The organism is Gillisella vitis (assembly GCF_021559775.1).
Lineage (GTDB): Bacteria > Pseudomonadota > Alphaproteobacteria > Rhizobiales > Rhizobiaceae > Allorhizobium > Allorhizobium ampelinum.
This window is the reverse complement of sequence record NZ_CP056049.1, coordinates 378,018-396,200: the sequence shown is the minus strand read 5'-3', so window position 1 is coordinate 396,200 and position 18,183 is coordinate 378,018. Positions and strand designations below refer to the sequence as shown.

The window sequence follows — 18,183 nt, the reverse complement described above, 5'->3', positions numbered from 1 at the left end:
CAACGGTTTTGTGCAGGGCGCTATGCCCAAGGGTTTGCTGATGTCCGACACGACCATGCCTGTCATTCGCCCGACCGAAAGGCTATCGCTGCGGCAAACCGGCGCTAAGCGTGGCCGCCTGCTGCTGACGGTGGCCACGGTGCTGCTGCTTGGCGTGCTTATTCTGCAAATTCTCGATGTAGCCGGGGTGACATCGCTTGGTCTCGTCAGCTGGCGTCCCTTGCTCTATGCCTATATCGTCTGGGCCGTGGCTCTGTGCGCCGCGCAGATCATGATCCGTGGCGAAGCTGGCCAGCGGGCCGTGTTCGTTCTGCCGGCGGTGCTGTTTACGGTCGCCATGGTGGTATTTCCCACGGTGTTCGGCCTCTATATTGCCTTCACCGACTGGAACCTCAGCGCTGCCGCAGGGCGGCGCTTCAACGGCATCGACAACTTACGCACGCTGTTTGCTGACTTTTATTTCTGGAACGCGCTGTTGAACATGGTCTATTATGTTCTGGCGGTTCTTGTGCAATATGCCATTGCCTTTGGCCTCGCGCTGCTTTTGAACGCCGAAATCAAGGCCCGGAAGTTCTTTCGCGTCGCCTTCCTTCTGCCGCTGATGTTGAGCCCGGTTGCCGTCAGCTGGATGATCGGCAAATCGCTGATGGAATATCGCTTCGGCCCGGCGGCAACGCTTGCCCGGCATCTCGGATGGGACAACCCCGCGTTTTTCTCGACCCCATGGCTTGCCCGTCTCTCGCTGATGGCCATGGATGCCTGGGTCTCGATCCCCTTCATGATGATCCTGCTTCTGGCCGGGCTTCAGGCCTTGCCAACGGAGATTAAGGAGGCCGCCAAGGTCGATGGCGCTTCCGGCTGGCAGAGCTTCAAGGAAATCACCTTTCCGCTGATGCTGCCGGTCAGCGTCACCGTGATTATCCTGCGGATCATTTTCCAGTTGAAGCTTGCCGATATCGTCATCAATGTCACCGCAGGCGGACCCGGCGGCGCGACAGATACGGTCTCCAGCTTCATCTTCCGGGAATATCGTGACCGGTCGAATGTCGGCTACGGCACCATGCTGGCCGAGTTCTATCTCGTCATCATCATTATCTTCGTCTCGCTCATCCTCAAGGTGACGAGCCGCTGGCTGCAACGTTCCAACTGAGGCACCGACCATGGCAAACACAAGCACCAGCCATAACGGCCCTGAAAGCCGAGCCGAACCCCGGTTTCGTCGCCTTCAATTTCTGACAAGCAGTCTGCTGATTTATGCCGCCTTGGTGTTCTGGGCCTTTATCTCCCTGTTTCCGATCTACTGGACCATCACGACATCCTTCAAGACCGCCGTCAATGTCACCCAGGGCCACCTCATTCCCTTCGTGGATTTTACGCCGGACTGGAAGGGCTGGCGCTCGCTCGGCCTTTCGCCGGACACGATATTCGTGGCCTCGACAGTGCGCGACGAATTCATGCGGCGCTTCTTCAACAGCGTCGTCGCCTCGGCTGGAGCCTCGTTTCTGGCTGTGGTGATCGGATCGCTGGCGGCCTATGGCCTTAGCCGGTTTTCCTACAAATTTCTCTGGTTGCGTAACAAGGATATCTCGTTCTTCTTCCTGTCCCAATTGATCCTGCCACCCGTCGTGCTCGCCATGCCGTTTCTGGTGCTCTATAAACACCTGATGCTGCTGGATACTCTGACCGGTCTCGTTCTGGTATACACGCTGATGGTACTGCCCATCGTCATCTGGATCATGCGTGACCAGTTCGACACGATCCCCGTCGAACTCGAGCAGGCAGCCCTTGTCGATGGCTGCTCGATCTGGGGGGCGTTTATGCGAATCGTCCTGCCCATCGCCCTCCCAGGAATGGTGGCCGCCTTCATCCTGTCGGTTATTCTCTGCTGGAACGAATATTTCTTCGCAGCGCTCCTGACCAGTTCGAACGCCAAGACGCTGCCCGTCATGGTGGCCAGCCAGACTGGCTCGCAAGGGATCAATTGGTGGTCCATGGCCGCTATCGCCACCGCCGCCATCATGCCGCTTGTCCTGGTCGGTATTTTCCTGGAGCGCTATATCGTCAAGGGCTTGACCGCCGGTGCGGTCAAATAGGCCAGTCATTGTAGTAAGTTAAGTTAAACAAGGAGTGTCCCATGCTGAAAAATCTTCATCCTGCCTTGAATGCCGACGTGCTGCATGCGCTGCGATCCATGGGGCATGGCGATACACTTGTGATTTCCGATACCAATTTCCCCAGCGATAGCGTGGCGCGCCAAACCGTGCTGGGCCGTCCGCTCTCCATGGCTAATCTATCCGCCGCAGAAGCTGTGCGCGTCCTGCTGTCGGTTTTGCCGCTCGATACACCCTTGCAAAATTCGGCAGGTCGTATGGAAGTTATGGGTGCCCCGGACGACATTCAGCCGGTGCAACGCGAGGTCCAAGTGGAAATCGACCGCGCCGAGGGCAAGCCGTCGCCGATGTACGGCATCGAGCGGTTTGCATTCTACGATCTTGCAAAGAAGGCCTATTGTGTGATTTCAACCGGCGAAACCCGCTTCTACGGCTGCTTCCTGTTCACCAAGGGCGTCATCCCACCGGCTGGAGCATAAGGAGGGCAGGATGGGCAAGGGCGTTTCGATACTTGGAATCTTTGTTGCCGATACCGCTTATCTTGCGGCGCGATTGCCGGTGGTGGGCGAGACGATCACCGGCAGCGGCTTTTCCGTCGGGCCGGGCGGCAAGGGCTCCAACCAGGCGGTTGCGGCAGCAAGGGCCGGGGAGGGCGCGAACGTCTCCTTCATCTCGAAGATCGGCCGCGACACGTTCGGTGATCTGGCGTTGAAGACCTATGCGGATGCGGGTGTCCTGCCAAAACTGACCATTATGGACGACCAGCCCACCGGTGCCGCATTCATCTATGTCAACGACAAGACGGGCGACAATGCCATCATCGTCTATCCAGGTGCAGCCGGAACCATTACCATTGAGGATGTCGAGGCGGCGCGGCAAACCATCGAGACCAGCGCGATTTTCGTGACGCAGCTGGAGCAGCCTGCCGAGGCGGCCCACCACGGGCTGATGATCGCCCGTAAGGCTGGCGTCACCACGATCTTCAACCCCGCCCCCGCCGAGCCGTTTCCAGACGCGATCTATCCGCTATGCGACTATATCATTCCCAACGAAACCGAAGCCGCCGCATTGGTTGGCTTTCCGCTCAATACGATTGAAGATGCTAAGCGGGCGGGGGATGTGCTTCTGGAGCGCGGTGTCGGTACTGCCATCATCACGCTCGGCAGCAGAGGCGTGTTGTTTCATAGCCACGATGCCTCGGTGGCGGTTCCGGCCATTGCAGCCGGGCCTGTCATCGATACGACAGGGGCAGGGGACGCCTTCGTCGGCGGTTTTGCCGCAGCGCTTGCCGATGGGTTTACTCCGCTCGACGCGGTCCGGTTTGGATGTGCGACGGCGGGCATCGCCGTGACCCGCCGGGGAACCGCGCCCGCCATGCCGGAGCGCAGCGAAATCGAGGCATTGCTGCGTGGCTGAGGTCGGCTCCAGGCAATTCACTGGGGTCTAAGAGATTTTTTACTTTACAAATCACAATTATTTTGTGAAGTATGAAGTGTAGTGATCAAAGTGAGCCAGAGCCGTGACCCAGCTGAAATTTGCAACCCGCCTGAATTCCTTTGCCTCCTGCCCAAAGGCAGAATGGCCGGACCTGTCCGGCAAGCCGACCATGCTGCAAATGGCAAAGCGTGCCGCAAAAGTCGATGGGCTAACGGATCTCGATCTCAATTATCCCGATCATGTTGGCGAAGACCCTGCTGTTTTGGCCCGCCAGATCGGCGATATGGGCCTGGCAATCAATGGGTTTGCCATGCGCTATTACACCAATCCCGCCTTCAAGATCGGCGCATTCACCAATCCCGATCCGGCAGTCCGGCGGGAAGCCATCGATCTCACCAAGGCAGGGATCGATGCGGCCCGCGCCGCAGGTAGCAGGCTGATGACGCTCTGGCTCGGCCAGGATGGATTCGATTACGCCTTCCAGGCCGACTATCACACCCTGTGGCAACACGAAATTGACGGAATTCGTGAAGTTTGCGCCCATGATCCGGATTGCCAGATCAGCATCGAGTACAAGCCAAACGAACCTCGGTCCTACAGCCTGATGCCAGATGCGGCAACGACATTGCTGGCCATCAGGGATGTCGATATGCCCAATCTTGGTGTGACGCTGGACTTTGCCCACGTTCTCTACGCCGATGAACAGCCAGCCTTTGCCGCCGCCTTGATTGCCCGCCATAGCCGCGTTCTCGGTGTGCATCTGAACGATGGCTATGCCAAGCGCGACGATGGCCTGATGGTGGGCGCGGTCCACACCCAGCAGACCATCGAGCTTCTGCGCCAGATCCGCAAGGACGGCTATGATGGCGCCATCTACTTCGACACGTTCCCGGACATGACGGGTCTCGATCCCGTCCACGAATGCGAGGTCAATATCCAGACCGTCAAGCGCATGCTGCGGATTGTCGATCGCCTCGATCAGGACAATCGTCTTTCGGGCGCCATCGACCGTCAGGATGCCGTGTCCGCGCAGGCCATCGTTCAGGAACTGATGCTGGGCTAAGGCCCGCAATTCCAAATACCCCGAGATTTCAGACCTTTGTAACCAAAGGCATGCCGGAGGCATGCTTGATGATACCACCTGGGAGGAACCGATGAAGACCATGATGAAACTGACGCTTGCCACTGGCCTTGCTGCCAGCTTCCTGTTCAGCGCAGCCTTTGCGCAGCAGCTTGCCCCACTCAATTCCGACACTGAAAAAGACCGCATGGACTGGTCGCAGCTGGAAGCAAAGTTCGGCCCCTTTCCGAAGCTTCCCGACGGCACCAAGGCGGGCGCCGTCTCAAAGACACTGACCAACGAATACTGGCGGTCGCTCGGTGAGGGCTATGCCGCGTTCGGCAAGGCCAAGAACGTTCCGGTCGCCTATCAGGCGGCGCAAAGCGAAGGCGACCAGCTTGGCCAGTTGACGATTGCTGAGGGGATGATCACCCAAGGCTATAACGTTCTGCTGGTGTCGCCGCAGACGGATTCCAATCTCCAACCGGTGATCGAACAGGCCAAGGCCGCCAATATTCCGGTCGTTGACGTCAATGATGCCGTGATCCCGCAGGCCGAGCACTATGTCGGCAATGTTCAGCGCGACAACGGCGTGCGCGTCGCCAAATGGTTCATCACCAACCGTCCGCAGGGTGGCAAGGTGGCGATCATCGAGGGCCAGGCCGGTGTTTATGCCGCCGTGCAACGCACCGACGGCTTTAAATCCACCATCGGTGAAAACGGCAGTTTCAAGATCGTCGCCAGCGTTCCAGGCAATTGGGACCGGCAGACCTCCTACGATGCCGCGACCAACATCCTCAACCAACACCCCGATCTTATCGGCTTCTATGCCAACAATGACGGCATGGCATTGGGCGTGGTCGAAGCCGTCAAGGCGGCAGGGCTTGCGGGCAAGGTCGCTGTCTTCGGCACTGACGGTATTTCAGACGCCTACGCCTCGATCAAGGCAGGCGAACTGACCGGCACCGTCGATAGCTTTCCGGTTCTAACAGGTGAAGTGGCCATGGAAACAGCCCTTCGGCTCGTTGCCGGCCAGAAATTGCCGCGCGTCGTCGCCACGCCTCAGGCGCTGATCACCGCCGACAACCTCGCCCGCTACCAAGGCAAGGGCGTCGATGTGCGCGCCGTGCTGATGGAAGATGCCAAGGCTGCAAAATAATCGAGGTTAACGCACTGCCAGCTTTCAGGGCTGGCAGTGCGTGTCTTGCAGGAGGAGGTAAGAGATGGTGCCTAGACTGGGATTTGAAACAATCTCCAAGAGCTTTCCGGGCGTCAACGCGCTGACGGATGTGAGCTTTGACGTTGCTCCCGGAGAAATTCACGGGCTGCTGGGTGAAAACGGCGCCGGAAAATCAACGCTTCTGCGCATTCTGTCCGGCGTCTTCCGGCCAACCTCCGGCAGTGTTTTCGTCGATGGCGAAGCTGTCGCGTTTCGCAAGCCGCAGGATGCAAGACAGGCTGGCATTGCGATGATCCATCAGGAACTTCAACAGGTGCCGCATCTGAGTGTTGCCCAGAACATGTTTCTTGGCCATTCGCTGACCCATATGGGCGGGCTTTTCGTTTCGCGCCGGGAGCAGGAACAGCGGGCCGCCGAAGCGCTGTCGATGATCGACCGCAGCATCGACGTTTCCGCGCCCATCTCCAGCCTGAAAGTCGCGCAGCGGCAGATTGTCGAGATCGGCCGCGCCCTGCTCGACAAGGCCAAGGTCATCGCCATGGATGAGCCGACCTCCAGCTTGACGCCGAGCGAGTTCGACCGGCTGGCTGAGGTGATTGCCGATCTCTCGGCCAGCGGCGTGTCGATTATTTATGTTTCGCATAAGATGGACGAGGTTTTCCGTATCTGCCAGCGCGCCAGCGTCATGCGAGATGGCAAGCTCGTTGGCATCGTTGACATGAAAACCACATCGGAAAAACAGGTCATTGCCATGATGGTCGGGCGTGAACTGATGCAGGAAACCCATCATTCCTTCGTAACTGATCAGGTCAGGCTGCAAGCCAGCAACCTGTCTTCAGCCACCAAGATCAAAAATGTCTCCTTCACCCTGAAAAGGGGTGAAGTGTTGGGCATTGCCGGGCTGGTCGGCTCGGGGCGCACGGAATTGCTGCGGCTGATCGCCGGTGTCGATCGTCTGAGCGAGGGGTCTATTACCATCGATGGCAAGAGTGTCAGCCTGCGCAATCCCCGTGACGCAATTGCCGCAGGTATCGGCCTTGTGCCGGAGGAGCGCAAGCGCGAAGGCATTATCCCCTTGCGCCCGGTCAGTCTGAACATGGCGCTGGCTTCGCTTCCCAGCTTTTCCGCTGCCGGTCTGATCCGCACCGGAAAACTGCGCGCCAGCGCGCAGGATTTGTTGAAGCGGGTCAACCTGCGGCCGTTTCAGCTTGATCGCCCTATCCGCCTGTTTAGCGGCGGCAACCAGCAAAAGGCCATTATTGCCCGCTGGCTGGCGGCCAAATCGCAGATCCTGCTGTTCGATGAGCCGACACGCGGCATCGATGTCGGGGCAAAATCCGAGATCTACCAATTGATCGAAGCCCTGGCCCGCGAAGGCCATTCGATCATCGTCGTTTCCTCCGAGCTTCCCGAAGTCATCCGGCTCTCCGACCGGGTCCTGGTGATGCGGGAAGGGCAGATCGCGGCTGAAATCTTGCGCGAACAGCTGACGGAAAGCGCCATTCTCGCCCATGCCATTCCAGGAGCGAGTGCCGGTGCTACCGCCATCGCACATCCTGCATAAACAGAGAGGATCTTTCTCCATGACCGCCTCTTCATCCGCCGCCAGCCAATCGGTCCCGACCTTTCGCCGGTTTTCCGTCTCGTTGCGTGACGCCGGAACGCTGATCGGCCTCATCGTCATCATGGCGGTATTTGCAGCGCTCGTTCCCGGCTTCCTGTCGGAGCGCAATCTGACCAATATTCTCCAGCAATCCAGCATCAATGCCTGCCTGGCGCTGGGCATGACGCTGGTGATCATTTCAGGCGGCATCGATCTATCGGTCGGGCCGACCGCCGCCATTGCCGCCGTGATGACCGCGACGCTGCTGCTGGGTGGAACGCCCATCCCTTTGGCGATCCTCGCCGGGCTTGGTGTCGGCGCGGTATGCGGCTTTATTAATGGCGTGCTTGTCGCCTATATCGGCCTGCAACCCTTCATCGTGACGCTGGGGACACTGAGCACCTACCGAGCCATCGCGCTGATCTTCACCGGTGGCAATCCGGTGCTGGGCATTCCGCCCGGCTTTCGGGCGCTGTTCAATGGAACCCTGATCGGCCTGCCAATCCCGGTGTTGATCGTTGCCGGTGTTTCGGTCGCCGCCTGGGTGCTGCTGAAGAAGACGCCCATTGGCGAATACCTGATGGCGGTTGGCGGCAATGAGGAAGCCGCTTACGTGGCAGGCGTTCCAATCGCCCGTACCAAGATTACCGCCTATGTGATTTCCGGCGGGCTCGCCGCACTCGCCTCCCTTATCCTGATTGGCCGTCTTGGCGCGGCCGAGCCCATTCTCGGCAATCTCTGGGAGCTGGATGCAATTGCAGCAGCGGCGATTGGCGGTGCATCGCTGATGGGCGGCAAGGGCAGTATTGTCGGCACCATTCTCGGCGCCATTATCCTGGGTGCCATGCGCAATGGTTTGACGCTGATGAATGTCCAGGCCTTCTATCAACTGCTCGCCACCGGCCTTATAATCCTCGTCGCAATGATGATTGATCGCGCGACAAGGGGACGGGAATGAACGCTGATGGCTTTGACATGAAGGCGGTGGGGCCGCGCATTCGCATGATGATGCCAATGCTGACGCCGCTGGAAGCAAAGGTCGTGGATACGGTCTTCGGCATGCGTGATTTCAGCGAGGAGACCTCGCTGAAGCAGATCGCCGAAAATGCCGGGGTTTCGGAAGCCATGGTGGTGAAGATCACCAAGAAGCTCGGTTTTTCCGGCTTCCGGGATTTCCGCTCTTCCGTCAGCCAGTATAACCGCCAGCCGACCACCGAAATGCATCAGGAATTGTCGGTTGACGATACCTCGCTTGAAATCGTCCAGAAAGTCTTTCGCACCTCGATCCACGCCCTTGAGGAAACGCTTGCCATTCTGGACATGGCAGCCTTCGACCAGGCGGCGGACATGATTCATAAGGCTCGAAACCGGGATTTCTACGGCGTCGGCGGCTCGGCGCAGATCGCCCGGGATGTGGCCCACAAGTTTTTGAGAATTGGCGTGCGCGCCAGCGTCTTCGATGATTCACACATGATGCTGATGTCGGCGGCCCTTCTTGCCGATACCGATGTCGCCATTGGCTTTTCGCATTCGGGCAACACGATTGCCGTGATCGAGGCCCTGCAACTTGCCCGCAAGAACGGCGCCAGCACCATTGCCGTGACCAATTACGGTTCCTCCGCGCTCGCCCAGTCCGCCGACGTGGTCTTGTGTTCCACCGCACAAGGCTCGCCTTTGATGGGGGAAAATGCCGCGGCGCGCATTGCGCAGCTCAATATTCTCGACGCCATTTTCGTTGCCGTCGCCCAGCGCGACTATCAGGCCGCCGAGCGCAATCTCGACCGCACCATGTCCGCCGTTACCTCCAAACGTAGAGATCGCCTTCCATGACATTCTCGCCTATCGTCACCGTTTTCGGCAGCCTGCATTATGATATCGCGGTCTTCGGTCCAGACCGGCCACGTCAGGGAGAAACTGTTGCAGGCACGTCCTGGCACCCCAAAAGCGGCGGCAAGGGTGGCAATCAGGCTGTCTCGGCAGCACAGGCTGGCGTCTCGACATTCATGATCGGCGCAGTTGCCGACGACGAATTCGGACGGTTTCTGTTGGAAAATCTTAAACGCCGACAGGTTGATGATCGCTTCGTGCGGCGCGACGCCGTGGCGTCTACCGGCCATGCCACCGGCATGAGCGTGGCAATTTTCGATGCGCAGGGCGATTACGGTGCCGTTATTGTGTCCGGCGCCAACCTGACGCTTGGCGATCAGGATGTCGCAGCCGCAGCCGATCTGCTGGGCCGGACAACGGTTCTTGTCTTGCAGAACGAGATCCCCGACGCCGCCAATGTCGCCGCAGCAAGGGTCGTCCGGCAGGCTGGGGGCCGCGTCCTGATCAATGCCGCACCGGCGCGCGCCTTGTCAGCCGACCTTCAAAACCTGATCGACATCATCGTCGTCAACGCCATCGAGGCTGAAATGCTGGCGGGCGTCCCGGTTGTCGAAACGCTCGATGGCGCATTGGAAGCGGCAAGGAGGCTGTTGGCGAACTTCCCGGACGTTGTGGTCACCGCAGGCGGCGCGGGTGTCGCCTACGCAAGTCGAGGCGGAGACGAAATTGTCCTGCCTGCCGTGAAGGTGAAAGTGGAAAGCACGCACGGAGCCGGCGACATGTTCATCGGCGTGATGGCCGCAACCCTCGCCACGGGAAAATCGATGCGCGGCGCACTTTCACTGGCAAATATCGAAGCCGCAAAACTGGTTGCGACACCAGAGGCTGAACGCCTTTAGAGTTTGTCAGGGAAAAGGGAAAACCGATTTTTCCGAAAACACAAACGAAAACAAGAGAATTTAGAGTCTGTCTGGTTCAATCTGAACGTGACAGACTCCAGGCTAAAGGTTTCACCCCCATAAACTGGGTTGGCGTCATGGCCGTGACCTGCCGGAAAGCGTGCGAGAACGAAGCGGCACTGGAAAATCCTAAGTCGGCAGCCACGCGGGCGATTGGCTTTCCCTTGGCGAGTAGATCCATCGACTGCACGATCCGCGCCCGTTGTCGCCAGGCCTTGAAGGTCAACCCTGTCTCCGAAGGAAACAATCGGCTTAATGTTCGCACGGATGTCGCGGCCCGCGATGCAAGTTCATCGATGCTCATCAGGCTCTGATGATCGGTGAGAGCCATGTCTGCGACCCGAAGCCCGATTGTGCTTGTCGGCAGGGGGAGGAATGTTGGCGCGTGGGCCGTTGACGTCAGTTCGTGCAGCATGAGCTTGGCTACGAGTTCCCCCTTCTCTTGGCTGACATCGGCCATGAAAGCCGCCTCGAGCAAAGACTGCATGAGCGGGGTCACGCGTAAAGCGAATGTCTGATCGAGCGGTACCGGAGGCGCCCATTCCTGCGCCGCCGATGGCTCCCAATGGACCATCCATAATTCGGCGTCCGTCAAGACATCGACGCGATGGGGAACGCGAGCGGGAATCCAGACTGCGAGCTGTGAAGGTACCAGCCACCGGCCTTCCTCAGTGTGAACCTGCACCATCCCAGATGCGGCAAAGGTGAGTTGTGCCTCGTCGTGGGCATGGATTGGCAAGCCTTCGCCGCGTTGTTTGAAGCCCCGCTGAAAGGTGAACGGATGTCTGGGCATGATTGGCCTCTCGGCGATGGAGATTGGCAGAACATCGATAAGGTGTTCGTCTAGCATAGGACTTGTCGATGGTCGAGCCGACACCAAAACCTCAACAACCGAGAGCAAAGACATGAAAGCAATCATTATCAACGAATATGGCGACAACAGCGTGCTGAAATATGCCGACGTCAAAGATCCTGAGCCGAAAGCAGGCGAAGTGCTGGTTAAAGTCCATGCGGCAGGCGTCAACCCTGTGGATTGGAAGATTCGCAGTGGCGCTGGCCAGCGAATGGGGATGACCTTGCCAATCCATCTGGGCGGAGAGATTGCAGGCATTGTCGAAAAACTTGGACCAGGCGTCACCGAATTCAATCGAGGCGACGGCGTCTACGGCGTTATCAAACAGGGAGGTTTCGCGCAGTATGCGATCGCCAAAACGACGGATGTCGCGCGCAAGCCCTCCACCCTCGATTTTATCGAAACGGCTGCTACGCCGCTCGGAGCATTAACCGCGTGGCAGGCCATGTTTGACGTTGCCAAACTTTCGACCGGCCAGCACGTGTTCATCACAAACAGCTCTGGCGGCGTCGGCTCCCTGGCAGTTCAGCTTGCGAAGGCCCGAGGCGCGCATGTCACCGCGATGGCGTCCGCTCGAAACGAGGAGTATGTCCGCAATCTTGGCGCGGACGAGTTCGTCGATTACACCAGGCAGCCTTTCGAAAACATCGTTCGTGACATGGACGTCGTCTTTGACACGGTTGGAGGCGAGACATTCAAGCGAGCATTCACCACCCTGAGGCAGGATGGCTTCCTGGTGACGGCGGTCGCCTTTCCTTCTGACGAAGACAAGCAGCATGGCGTCGGTGTTGCCAGGGTGCAGTGCGTGCCAAATTCGCAGCAACTCACGCAGATTCGGGAATTGATAGAAGCAGGTAAGGTGAAGCCTTACGTCGCCACTGTCCTTCCGTTCGAGAGCGTCAAGGAGGCGCTGGAACTTTCCGAAGACGGGCATACTCGTGGCAAAATCGTCCTGCAAATCGCATGATGTGGCCCAATTATAACGACCTCTTTCAATCCAGGCCATAAGGGCAACTGCGCATACGGCAAGGCCGTTCAGGCAAAACTGGGTGAGTTAATCCTGACCAGCGCCGCCGAAAGCGATCCCGATCATGCGCGCTCCGAAAAAGTCGATCACCTCATTCTTGATCGCCGGACAAAGCTACGAAAGAGAGTGTGAAAGGGTCTACGGTTCCGACTGATGTTAGGAACGATCATGTCTTGGAATGCTTGAATTCCATTCTGTCGACCTTGCGTCGTAGGCGAGCGGTAATGAAAGTGGATCTTTGACAAAGGGTACACAGCAGATTTCAAGCCCAGATGATCGATAGAATGACTTGCAATAGCTCACCAATCAGCATAATTTTGAGTTATAGAAAAGGCGGCTATAACTCATGCAATGGAACTGGCAACTGCCCGATTGGCCAAACTTCTCCTATGACATTGAGAACATGGCCCCTTTGGAGCAAAGGTTTCTCCAGTCATCCGGTGAGGTTATCGGTGCTGTCAGGCATTTCAGTGACGACGACAGCAACCAATTGCGGATTGAGTTGCTGAGCGACGAAGCCATCAAAACGTCGGAGATCGAAGGCGAGTTCCTTGATCGAGCAAGCGTACAGTCGTCGCTGCGCCGACAATTTGGTCTCAATACAGACAATCGTCCGGTCCGACCACAAGAACGTGGGATCGCAGAGATGATGGCCGACGTCTATAAAAATTGGTCCGGCCCACTCCAGCATGAGGACCTTTTCCGTTGGCACTCGATGCTGATGGCGGGAACCCGATATATCGAAACAGTTGGCGCCTACCGTCGCCACAATGATGCCATGCAGATCGTCTCAGGTCGCCTGGACAAGCCTATAATCCATCTTGAGGCACCGCCATCCCGCCAGGTGGCTGCGGAAATGGCGCTTTTCATCGACTGGTTCAATCGATCGGGGCCAGGCGGGTCAGTTCCATTATCTGCGCTGATCCGCGCAGCCATCGGACACCTCTATTTCGAAAGCATCCATCCCTTTGAGGACGGTAACGGTAGAATTGGACGCGCGTTAGCTGAAAAATCGCTAGCACAGAACATTGGGCAACCAAGTCTGATTTCGCTTGCCTTTACAATTGAGCGTGACCGAAAGGCCTATTACTGCGAACTTGAGCGCCATCAGCGAAAGCTCGATATCACCGGATGGATTGTCTATTTTTCGCAGACAATCCTGGATGCCCAACAGGCGACGATTGATCGTATTGCCTTCTTCATTCAAAAGGCAAAATTCTACGATCGGTTTCGGGACCGGCTTAATGAACGCCAGGAAAAAGTCATCGCCCGTATTTTTCGAGAGGGTATTGCTGGTTTTAAAGGCGGGTTGAGCGCGGAAAATTACATTTCAATCACGTCCACATCGCGTGCGACAGCAACGCGTGACCTCCAGCACCTTGTCGAGATCGGTGCATTCACGCGCACCGGAGAGCGGCGACACACGCGATACACCCTAAGACTCCAAAGCTGACCAGCATTTCAAGAGGCCAACATTTCGATCGGATTATCTGCTCGTCGTTTCGTCCAGGTGTCGGAGAGCCCCAAGGATATTGAGCGCATTTACACGTCGCGTAACGCTCTACCCTGTTGCTGTAGCGTTGTGAAATGGCTGTATCTGCGTTTGTGGATATTGGCCAAAGCGCCGACCTGCGGATGATAGGTCTTTGTTACGCCGCTCAAGGCTTCCATTGCCTGGCTGACACCTGAAAAGGCCTTTCCCGCCACGGCACCCAGAATCGCGGATCCCAGCAACACCGGCTCATCCAGACCCGCAGCCACCACGGGCTTGCCGCAAGCATCGGCCAACACCTGCCTCACCAGATCGCTCTCGCCAGCACCACCGCTGATCACAACTCGCTCAATAAAGGCGCCCGATGCGGCCTGTGTCTCGATGATTTGCCGCAGGCCATAACCAATGCCGCACAGGCCCGCGATATAGAGCGCAACCAGACTATCAAAATCCCGATCCATGCCCAGACCAGCAATGATGGCACGTGCGTGGGGATCGGCAAAAGGCGCGCGGTTGCCGAGGAATTCTGGTACGATGTGCAGACCTTTTGCCAAATGCACGACATCGGGCAGGGCGCTGACCTTGGCCGCTGCCGCCTGCGCCAACAGAACCGGCAGGGCAATACCCTGTTTGCGCGCCTTTGCGGCGGTCTCTGGTGCTGCCGGGTGAAAGGCCAGCAGTTGGTCAATGGCCGCACCGGCTGCACTCTGCCCGCCCTCATTGAGCCACATGCCGGGCACCATGGCAGAATAATATGGCCCCCAGACACCGGGGACAAACACAGGCTCCTCCGTTGAGGTCATGGTGCAAGAGGATGTGCCAAACACATAGGCCATATTGTCCTTTGGCCCTGAGCCAATACCCACCGTGCCAATGCCGCCCGCGTGAGCATCAATCATGCCTGCGGCAACCGCAGTTCCGGCTTTTAGGCCCATCGCGGCAGCCGCCGCTTCTGTCAGCCCCTGCCCCAGCGGCGTTCCGGGCTCCACAATGCGTTGGCCGATCCGGGCAAAACCTTCATCGGCAAGCTCTTCCAGCCCGATGGTATGGAAATAGCTTGGGTCCCAACGCTGTTCATGGGCCAGATAGGTCCATTTGCAGGTCACGGTACAGGTGGAGCGCGCAAGATCGCCCGTTGCCTTCCAGGTGAGAAAATCGGCAAGGTCGAAAAACTGCCAAGCGCTTTTGAAGGTCTCCGGGCGGTTTTCCTTCAGCCAGAGAAGCTTGGGCGTTTCCATCTCCGGCGAAATCTTGCCGCCGACATAGCGCAGCACATCATGGCCAATAGCGTTGATTTTCTCCGCTTGCGTCACAGCACGTTGATCCATCCAGACGATAATGTCCCGCTCAGCAAGCTCTGACGAGCCAACGGGCAATGGCTTTCCACCTTCACCCAGCACCACCAGCGAGCAGGTGGCATCAAAGCCTAGGCCGATGACATGAGCTGGATCGTCCACACCTTCGGCAACCTGCCGGACAACCGTGCAGACCGCATCCCAGATGTCTGTGCTGGACTGCTCGGCAATTGCCCCTGTCTCGCGAAACAGCGCAATATCGTGTTTGGCAACGGCTACAAGCGTACCGCTCAGATCAAACAGGCCGGCACGGGCGCTGCCTGTGCCGACGTCGACGCCGATAATGTAGCGCTCAAGCCCGGTCGCGATGGTGTCAGGTGCTTCGATCATGGCAAATGCTCTTCAAATATCGATGGGACAATTATGAGGGTGAGCGTCGATCAAAGATCGACGCTGTTGGGCACAATCACCAGATCACGGATGGTGACATTGCGTGGCCGCGACAGCATGAACAGCACGGCTTCGGCCACTTCCTGCGGCTGCATCAGGCTGCCATTGGCCAGCGCTTCATCCATCTTGGCTTTTGGCCAATCATCCAGCAATGCGGTGACGACTGGACCGGGCAACACCGCACCCACGCGCACGCCATGCTGCGAAACCTGTCTGCGGGTGGAATGGACAAAGGCCTGAACGGCAAATTTCGAGGCCGTATAAATCGGCTCCCACACCACTGGCACCACGCCTGCAATCGAGCTGGTAAACAGGATATCGCCGGATTTTTGCGCAATCAAATGCGGCAATACCGCATGAACTGAGCGGAAGGCTGCGTTGATATTGAGGTTGAGCATCCGGTCCCACGCATCTGGGTCGCCTTCTGCCACGGCACCGCCAATATAGGCTCCGGCGTTGGCGTGGAAAATATCAAGCCCGCCTGCGACCTCCAGAATGCGGGGCAGCATGGCGGAAACCTCTGGCCCATTCAAAAGATCCACCACCAGCGGCTTGGCGCGCTCACCGAGTTCTGCGCAAAGCGTATCCAACTTGTCCTTGGCGCGGTCGATCAACACCACCGTTGCGCCTTCCGCCAGCAGAATTTTGGCGCAAGCGAGACCGATGCCCGATGCAGCGCCGGTGATAGCGGCGACTTTGCCCTTCATGATATCTGTCATGATACAATTCTCCTTGAAATACAGGTTAGGCGCGGCCGTGGCTGACACGGGAGCGGCGCGCAAGCGAATCCACAATCACGGCAATGGCAAGAACGGCCCCGGTGATCATGTAGCGCAGCGACGAGCTGAGGTTGAGAAGCGTCAAACCATTGGAAATCGCCTGAATGACGATGATGCCGAGCAGCGCCGAATAGGCACTGCCACGCCCGCCAAACAGGCTGGTGCCACCAATCACGGCGGCGGCAATGGCGTTCAAATTCACGTCCCCCGTGCCTGCCTGCTGGCTGGAGGATGCAAGGCGCGATGCCGACAACACGCCACCAAGGGCTGCAAGAGTGGAGCACAGCATAAAGGCGCTCATGTAAATGCGGCGGACATTGATACCAGCGCGGCGGGCGGCTTCGCGATTACCACCTACGGCAAACATCGAGCGGCCCCATTGTGTCTTGGTCAGGAGGTAATTGACCACCACCACCAGCGCCACGAACAGCGCAAACATCCAAGGCACGCCGCGTCCGAGATTGAGATAGTAGACTGCAAATTCGAAGCCAAGCGTGAGGATGGCAGCCTTGATCAACAACCCACTCAAGGGCTTTGAGGACAGGTTGACCGCTTGGCGGCGCTTGCGCACGCCTAAGCCAAACACAACCATCACAATACCAGGCACCAAAGCCAGCGTGAAGGAGAGCCAATGCGGCATTACCAAAATCTGGCCAAACCGCACCAGAGGTGAGGCATAGGGCAGATTGATACTGCCCGTTGGGCCGAGAATGTAGAGCTGCATGCCCAGCAAGGCCAGCAGGCCAGACAGCGTGGCGACAAAGCTTGGCATGCCCATGCGATTGTACATCACCGCGTAAAGCGCCCCCACGGCGGCACCTGTGACCAGCGCTGCAAAAATCGCAACAACCACCGGAAGGCCGGAATTAACCCACAACACGCCAATGACAGCCGAAGCCAAACCGCTCATGGAGCCAACCGAGAGATCAATCTCACCCAGCAGCAGCACGCAGACAATGCCCAGCGAAATGATGCCCACCGTTGCGCAATCAAACAGCAGATTGACCAGATTGTTGGGTGCCAGAAAAACCGGATTGAGAATGCTGAACACGGTGGAAATCACAATCAGCCCAATGGCGACTGGCAACATGCCCAGATCGCCCGATTTGATCCGATTGATAAAACTGCGCAGCATGGCCAGCACACCATCATCGTGGGTGACGCGCTCATCGCTGCGGTCCAAGGCTTGGGAGGACTTGGTTTCAGGGTTCGACATATTGTTGCTCATGCGGGTCTCCCGCTGGTTTCTTGGCTATTTGTCTTGCGGGTCAGGCGACGTGAGACGGAATTTTCCGTGGCCCCGGTGATGGAGGCAACCAGCTCCTGGTTGGAAGCATCCGGGGTAAACACGCCGTTGTTTTTGCCCAGACGCAGCACCACAATGCGATCGGCCACGGCGCGCACATCTTCCATATTGTGGCTGATGATGATGACGCCCAGCCCGCGTTCGCGCACCCGCTCAATCAGGTTCAAAACTTCGGCAGTCTGGGCCACGCCAAGGGCTGCCGTCGGCTCATCCAACATGATGATTTTCGGGTCCAAAAGCAGCGAGCGGGCAATGGCAACCGTCTGGCGTTGACCGCCGGAGAGCGAGGCAATCGGCTCGCGCACCGATGGAATCCGCGCTGCCAGCTCTTTCAAAAGCGTCCATGCGCGCACTTCCATGGCCACTTCATCGAGGTTCCACGGCGCAAGCTCGTGACCAAGGAAGAGATTGGCCACCACATCCAGATTTTCGCATAGGGCGAGGTCTTGAAACACCGTGGCAATGCCCAGTTCCAGCGCCCGGCTGGGGCTATCGAGCGAAACGTTTTCGCCGCAAAATTCGATGGTGCCGGAGGTGGGCTGGTGTACGCCTGCCAGCACCTTGATCAAGGTGGATTTGCCAGCGCCGTTATCGCCCACAAGGGCCACCACTTCGCCGGGCCACACTTCCAGATCAATATCCGTTAGCGCCGACACGGCACCAAAATTCTTGGAAATATTGCGCAATTTCAGAATAGGGCCACCCGTTTTCGGGGCCGCTTGGTCATTTTGCACCATGGCGAAACGCTCTTTTCAGGTTCGAGGCATGTCCGATCCGGCCGTGCCGGACCGAACACAGATCAGA

At 58.0% G+C, this 18,183-nt stretch carries 17 protein-coding genes; 12 read left to right on the top strand and 5 right to left on the bottom strand.

From position 1 onward, the window contains the following. Window positions 1–40 precede the first annotated feature (40 nt). From AVCG78_RS23855 to AVCG78_RS23810, 10 genes are all read left to right on the top strand, one after another. Window positions 41–1,150, top strand: a complete 1,110-nt coding sequence (locus AVCG78_RS23855; protein ID WP_071203557.1) for a carbohydrate ABC transporter permease — start codon at window positions 41–43, stop codon at window positions 1,148–1,150. A gap of 10 nt (window positions 1,151–1,160) precedes the next feature. Next, the gene (locus tag AVCG78_RS23850) at window positions 1,161–2,093 is read left to right on the top strand and encodes a carbohydrate ABC transporter permease (protein ID WP_071203412.1); all 933 of its coding nucleotides are present in this window, start codon (window positions 1,161–1,163) and stop codon (window positions 2,091–2,093) included. Window positions 2,094–2,134: 41 nt separating this feature from the next. Then, the gene (locus tag AVCG78_RS23845; protein ID WP_015918465.1) at window positions 2,135–2,590 is read left to right on the top strand and encodes an RbsD/FucU family protein; all 456 of its coding nucleotides are present in this window, start codon (window positions 2,135–2,137) and stop codon (window positions 2,588–2,590) included. 10 nt (window positions 2,591–2,600) lie between these two features. After that, the gene (gene rbsK / locus AVCG78_RS23840; RefSeq protein WP_071203413.1) at window positions 2,601–3,527 is read left to right on the top strand and encodes a ribokinase; all 927 of its coding nucleotides are present in this window, start codon (window positions 2,601–2,603) and stop codon (window positions 3,525–3,527) included. Between the two features lie 112 nt (window positions 3,528–3,639). Beyond that, a complete protein-coding gene (locus AVCG78_RS23835; protein ID WP_071203559.1) occupies window positions 3,640–4,611 on the top strand; it encodes a sugar phosphate isomerase/epimerase family protein in 972 nt (323 codons plus the stop codon). Between the two features lie 91 nt (window positions 4,612–4,702). Beyond that, on the top strand, window positions 4,703–5,767 hold the full coding sequence (locus AVCG78_RS23830) for a sugar ABC transporter substrate-binding protein (protein ID WP_071203561.1): 1,065 nt from the start codon (window positions 4,703–4,705) through the stop codon (window positions 5,765–5,767). Window positions 5,768–5,831: 64 nt separating this feature from the next. Beyond that, complete coding sequence (locus tag AVCG78_RS23825; RefSeq protein ID WP_071203414.1) at window positions 5,832–7,352, top strand: sugar ABC transporter ATP-binding protein; 1,521 nt, start codon at window positions 5,832–5,834, stop codon at window positions 7,350–7,352. A gap of 19 nt (window positions 7,353–7,371) precedes the next feature. Continuing rightward, window positions 7,372–8,349 (top strand): ABC transporter permease, encoded by a 978-nt coding sequence (locus tag AVCG78_RS23820; RefSeq protein ID WP_015918470.1) that lies wholly within the window; start codon window positions 7,372–7,374, stop codon window positions 8,347–8,349. Then, complete coding sequence (locus tag AVCG78_RS23815; protein WP_015918471.1) at window positions 8,346–9,221, top strand: MurR/RpiR family transcriptional regulator; 876 nt, start codon at window positions 8,346–8,348, stop codon at window positions 9,219–9,221. Before AVCG78_RS23820 ends, AVCG78_RS23815 begins: the two co-directional genes overlap by 4 nt. After that, window positions 9,218–10,117 (top strand): ribokinase, encoded by a 900-nt coding sequence (locus tag AVCG78_RS23810; RefSeq protein WP_071203415.1) that lies wholly within the window; start codon window positions 9,218–9,220, stop codon window positions 10,115–10,117. The genes AVCG78_RS23815 and AVCG78_RS23810 overlap by 4 nt, the downstream gene beginning before the upstream one ends. A gap of 76 nt (window positions 10,118–10,193) precedes the next feature. On the opposite strand, the gene AVCG78_RS23805 is transcribed toward AVCG78_RS23810, so the two are convergent. Beyond that, the gene (locus AVCG78_RS23805) at window positions 10,194–10,970 is read right to left on the bottom strand and encodes an AraC family transcriptional regulator (RefSeq protein ID WP_071203563.1); all 777 of its coding nucleotides are present in this window, start codon (window positions 10,968–10,970) and stop codon (window positions 10,194–10,196) included. 112 nt (window positions 10,971–11,082) lie between these two features. Here AVCG78_RS23805 and AVCG78_RS23800 point away from each other — a divergent pair, with 112 nt between their 5' ends. Together AVCG78_RS23800 and AVCG78_RS23795 are read left to right on the top strand one after the other, a co-directional pair. Then, complete coding sequence (locus tag AVCG78_RS23800) at window positions 11,083–11,997, top strand: NADP-dependent oxidoreductase (RefSeq protein ID WP_071203416.1); 915 nt, start codon at window positions 11,083–11,085, stop codon at window positions 11,995–11,997. Window positions 11,998–12,403: 406 nt separating this feature from the next. Further along, window positions 12,404–13,510: a Fic family protein gene (locus tag AVCG78_RS23795; protein ID WP_071203417.1), complete on the top strand. Its 1,107-nt coding sequence runs from the start codon at window positions 12,404–12,406 to the stop codon at window positions 13,508–13,510. Window positions 13,511–13,599: 89 nt separating this feature from the next. On the opposite strand, the gene AVCG78_RS23790 is transcribed toward AVCG78_RS23795, so the two are convergent. From AVCG78_RS23790 to AVCG78_RS23775, 4 genes are read right to left on the bottom strand one after another with little or no spacing between them, the layout of a single operon-like run. After that, entirely contained in the window at window positions 13,600–15,234 is a 1,635-nt protein-coding gene (locus AVCG78_RS23790; RefSeq protein WP_071203418.1) for an FGGY-family carbohydrate kinase, read from the bottom strand. 50 nt (window positions 15,235–15,284) lie between these two features. Then, complete coding sequence (locus tag AVCG78_RS23785) at window positions 15,285–16,013, bottom strand: SDR family oxidoreductase (RefSeq protein WP_071203419.1); 729 nt, start codon at window positions 16,011–16,013, stop codon at window positions 15,285–15,287. A 25-nt stretch (window positions 16,014–16,038) separates the two neighbouring features. Then, the gene (locus AVCG78_RS23780; protein WP_071584807.1) at window positions 16,039–17,301 is read right to left on the bottom strand and encodes a sugar ABC transporter permease; all 1,263 of its coding nucleotides are present in this window, start codon (window positions 17,299–17,301) and stop codon (window positions 16,039–16,041) included. Continuing rightward, window positions 17,298–18,116, bottom strand: a complete 819-nt coding sequence (locus AVCG78_RS23775; RefSeq protein ID WP_071203421.1) for an ATP-binding cassette domain-containing protein — start codon at window positions 18,114–18,116, stop codon at window positions 17,298–17,300. The genes AVCG78_RS23780 and AVCG78_RS23775 overlap by 4 nt, the downstream gene beginning before the upstream one ends. Between the last annotated feature and the right edge of the window lie 67 nt (window positions 18,117–18,183).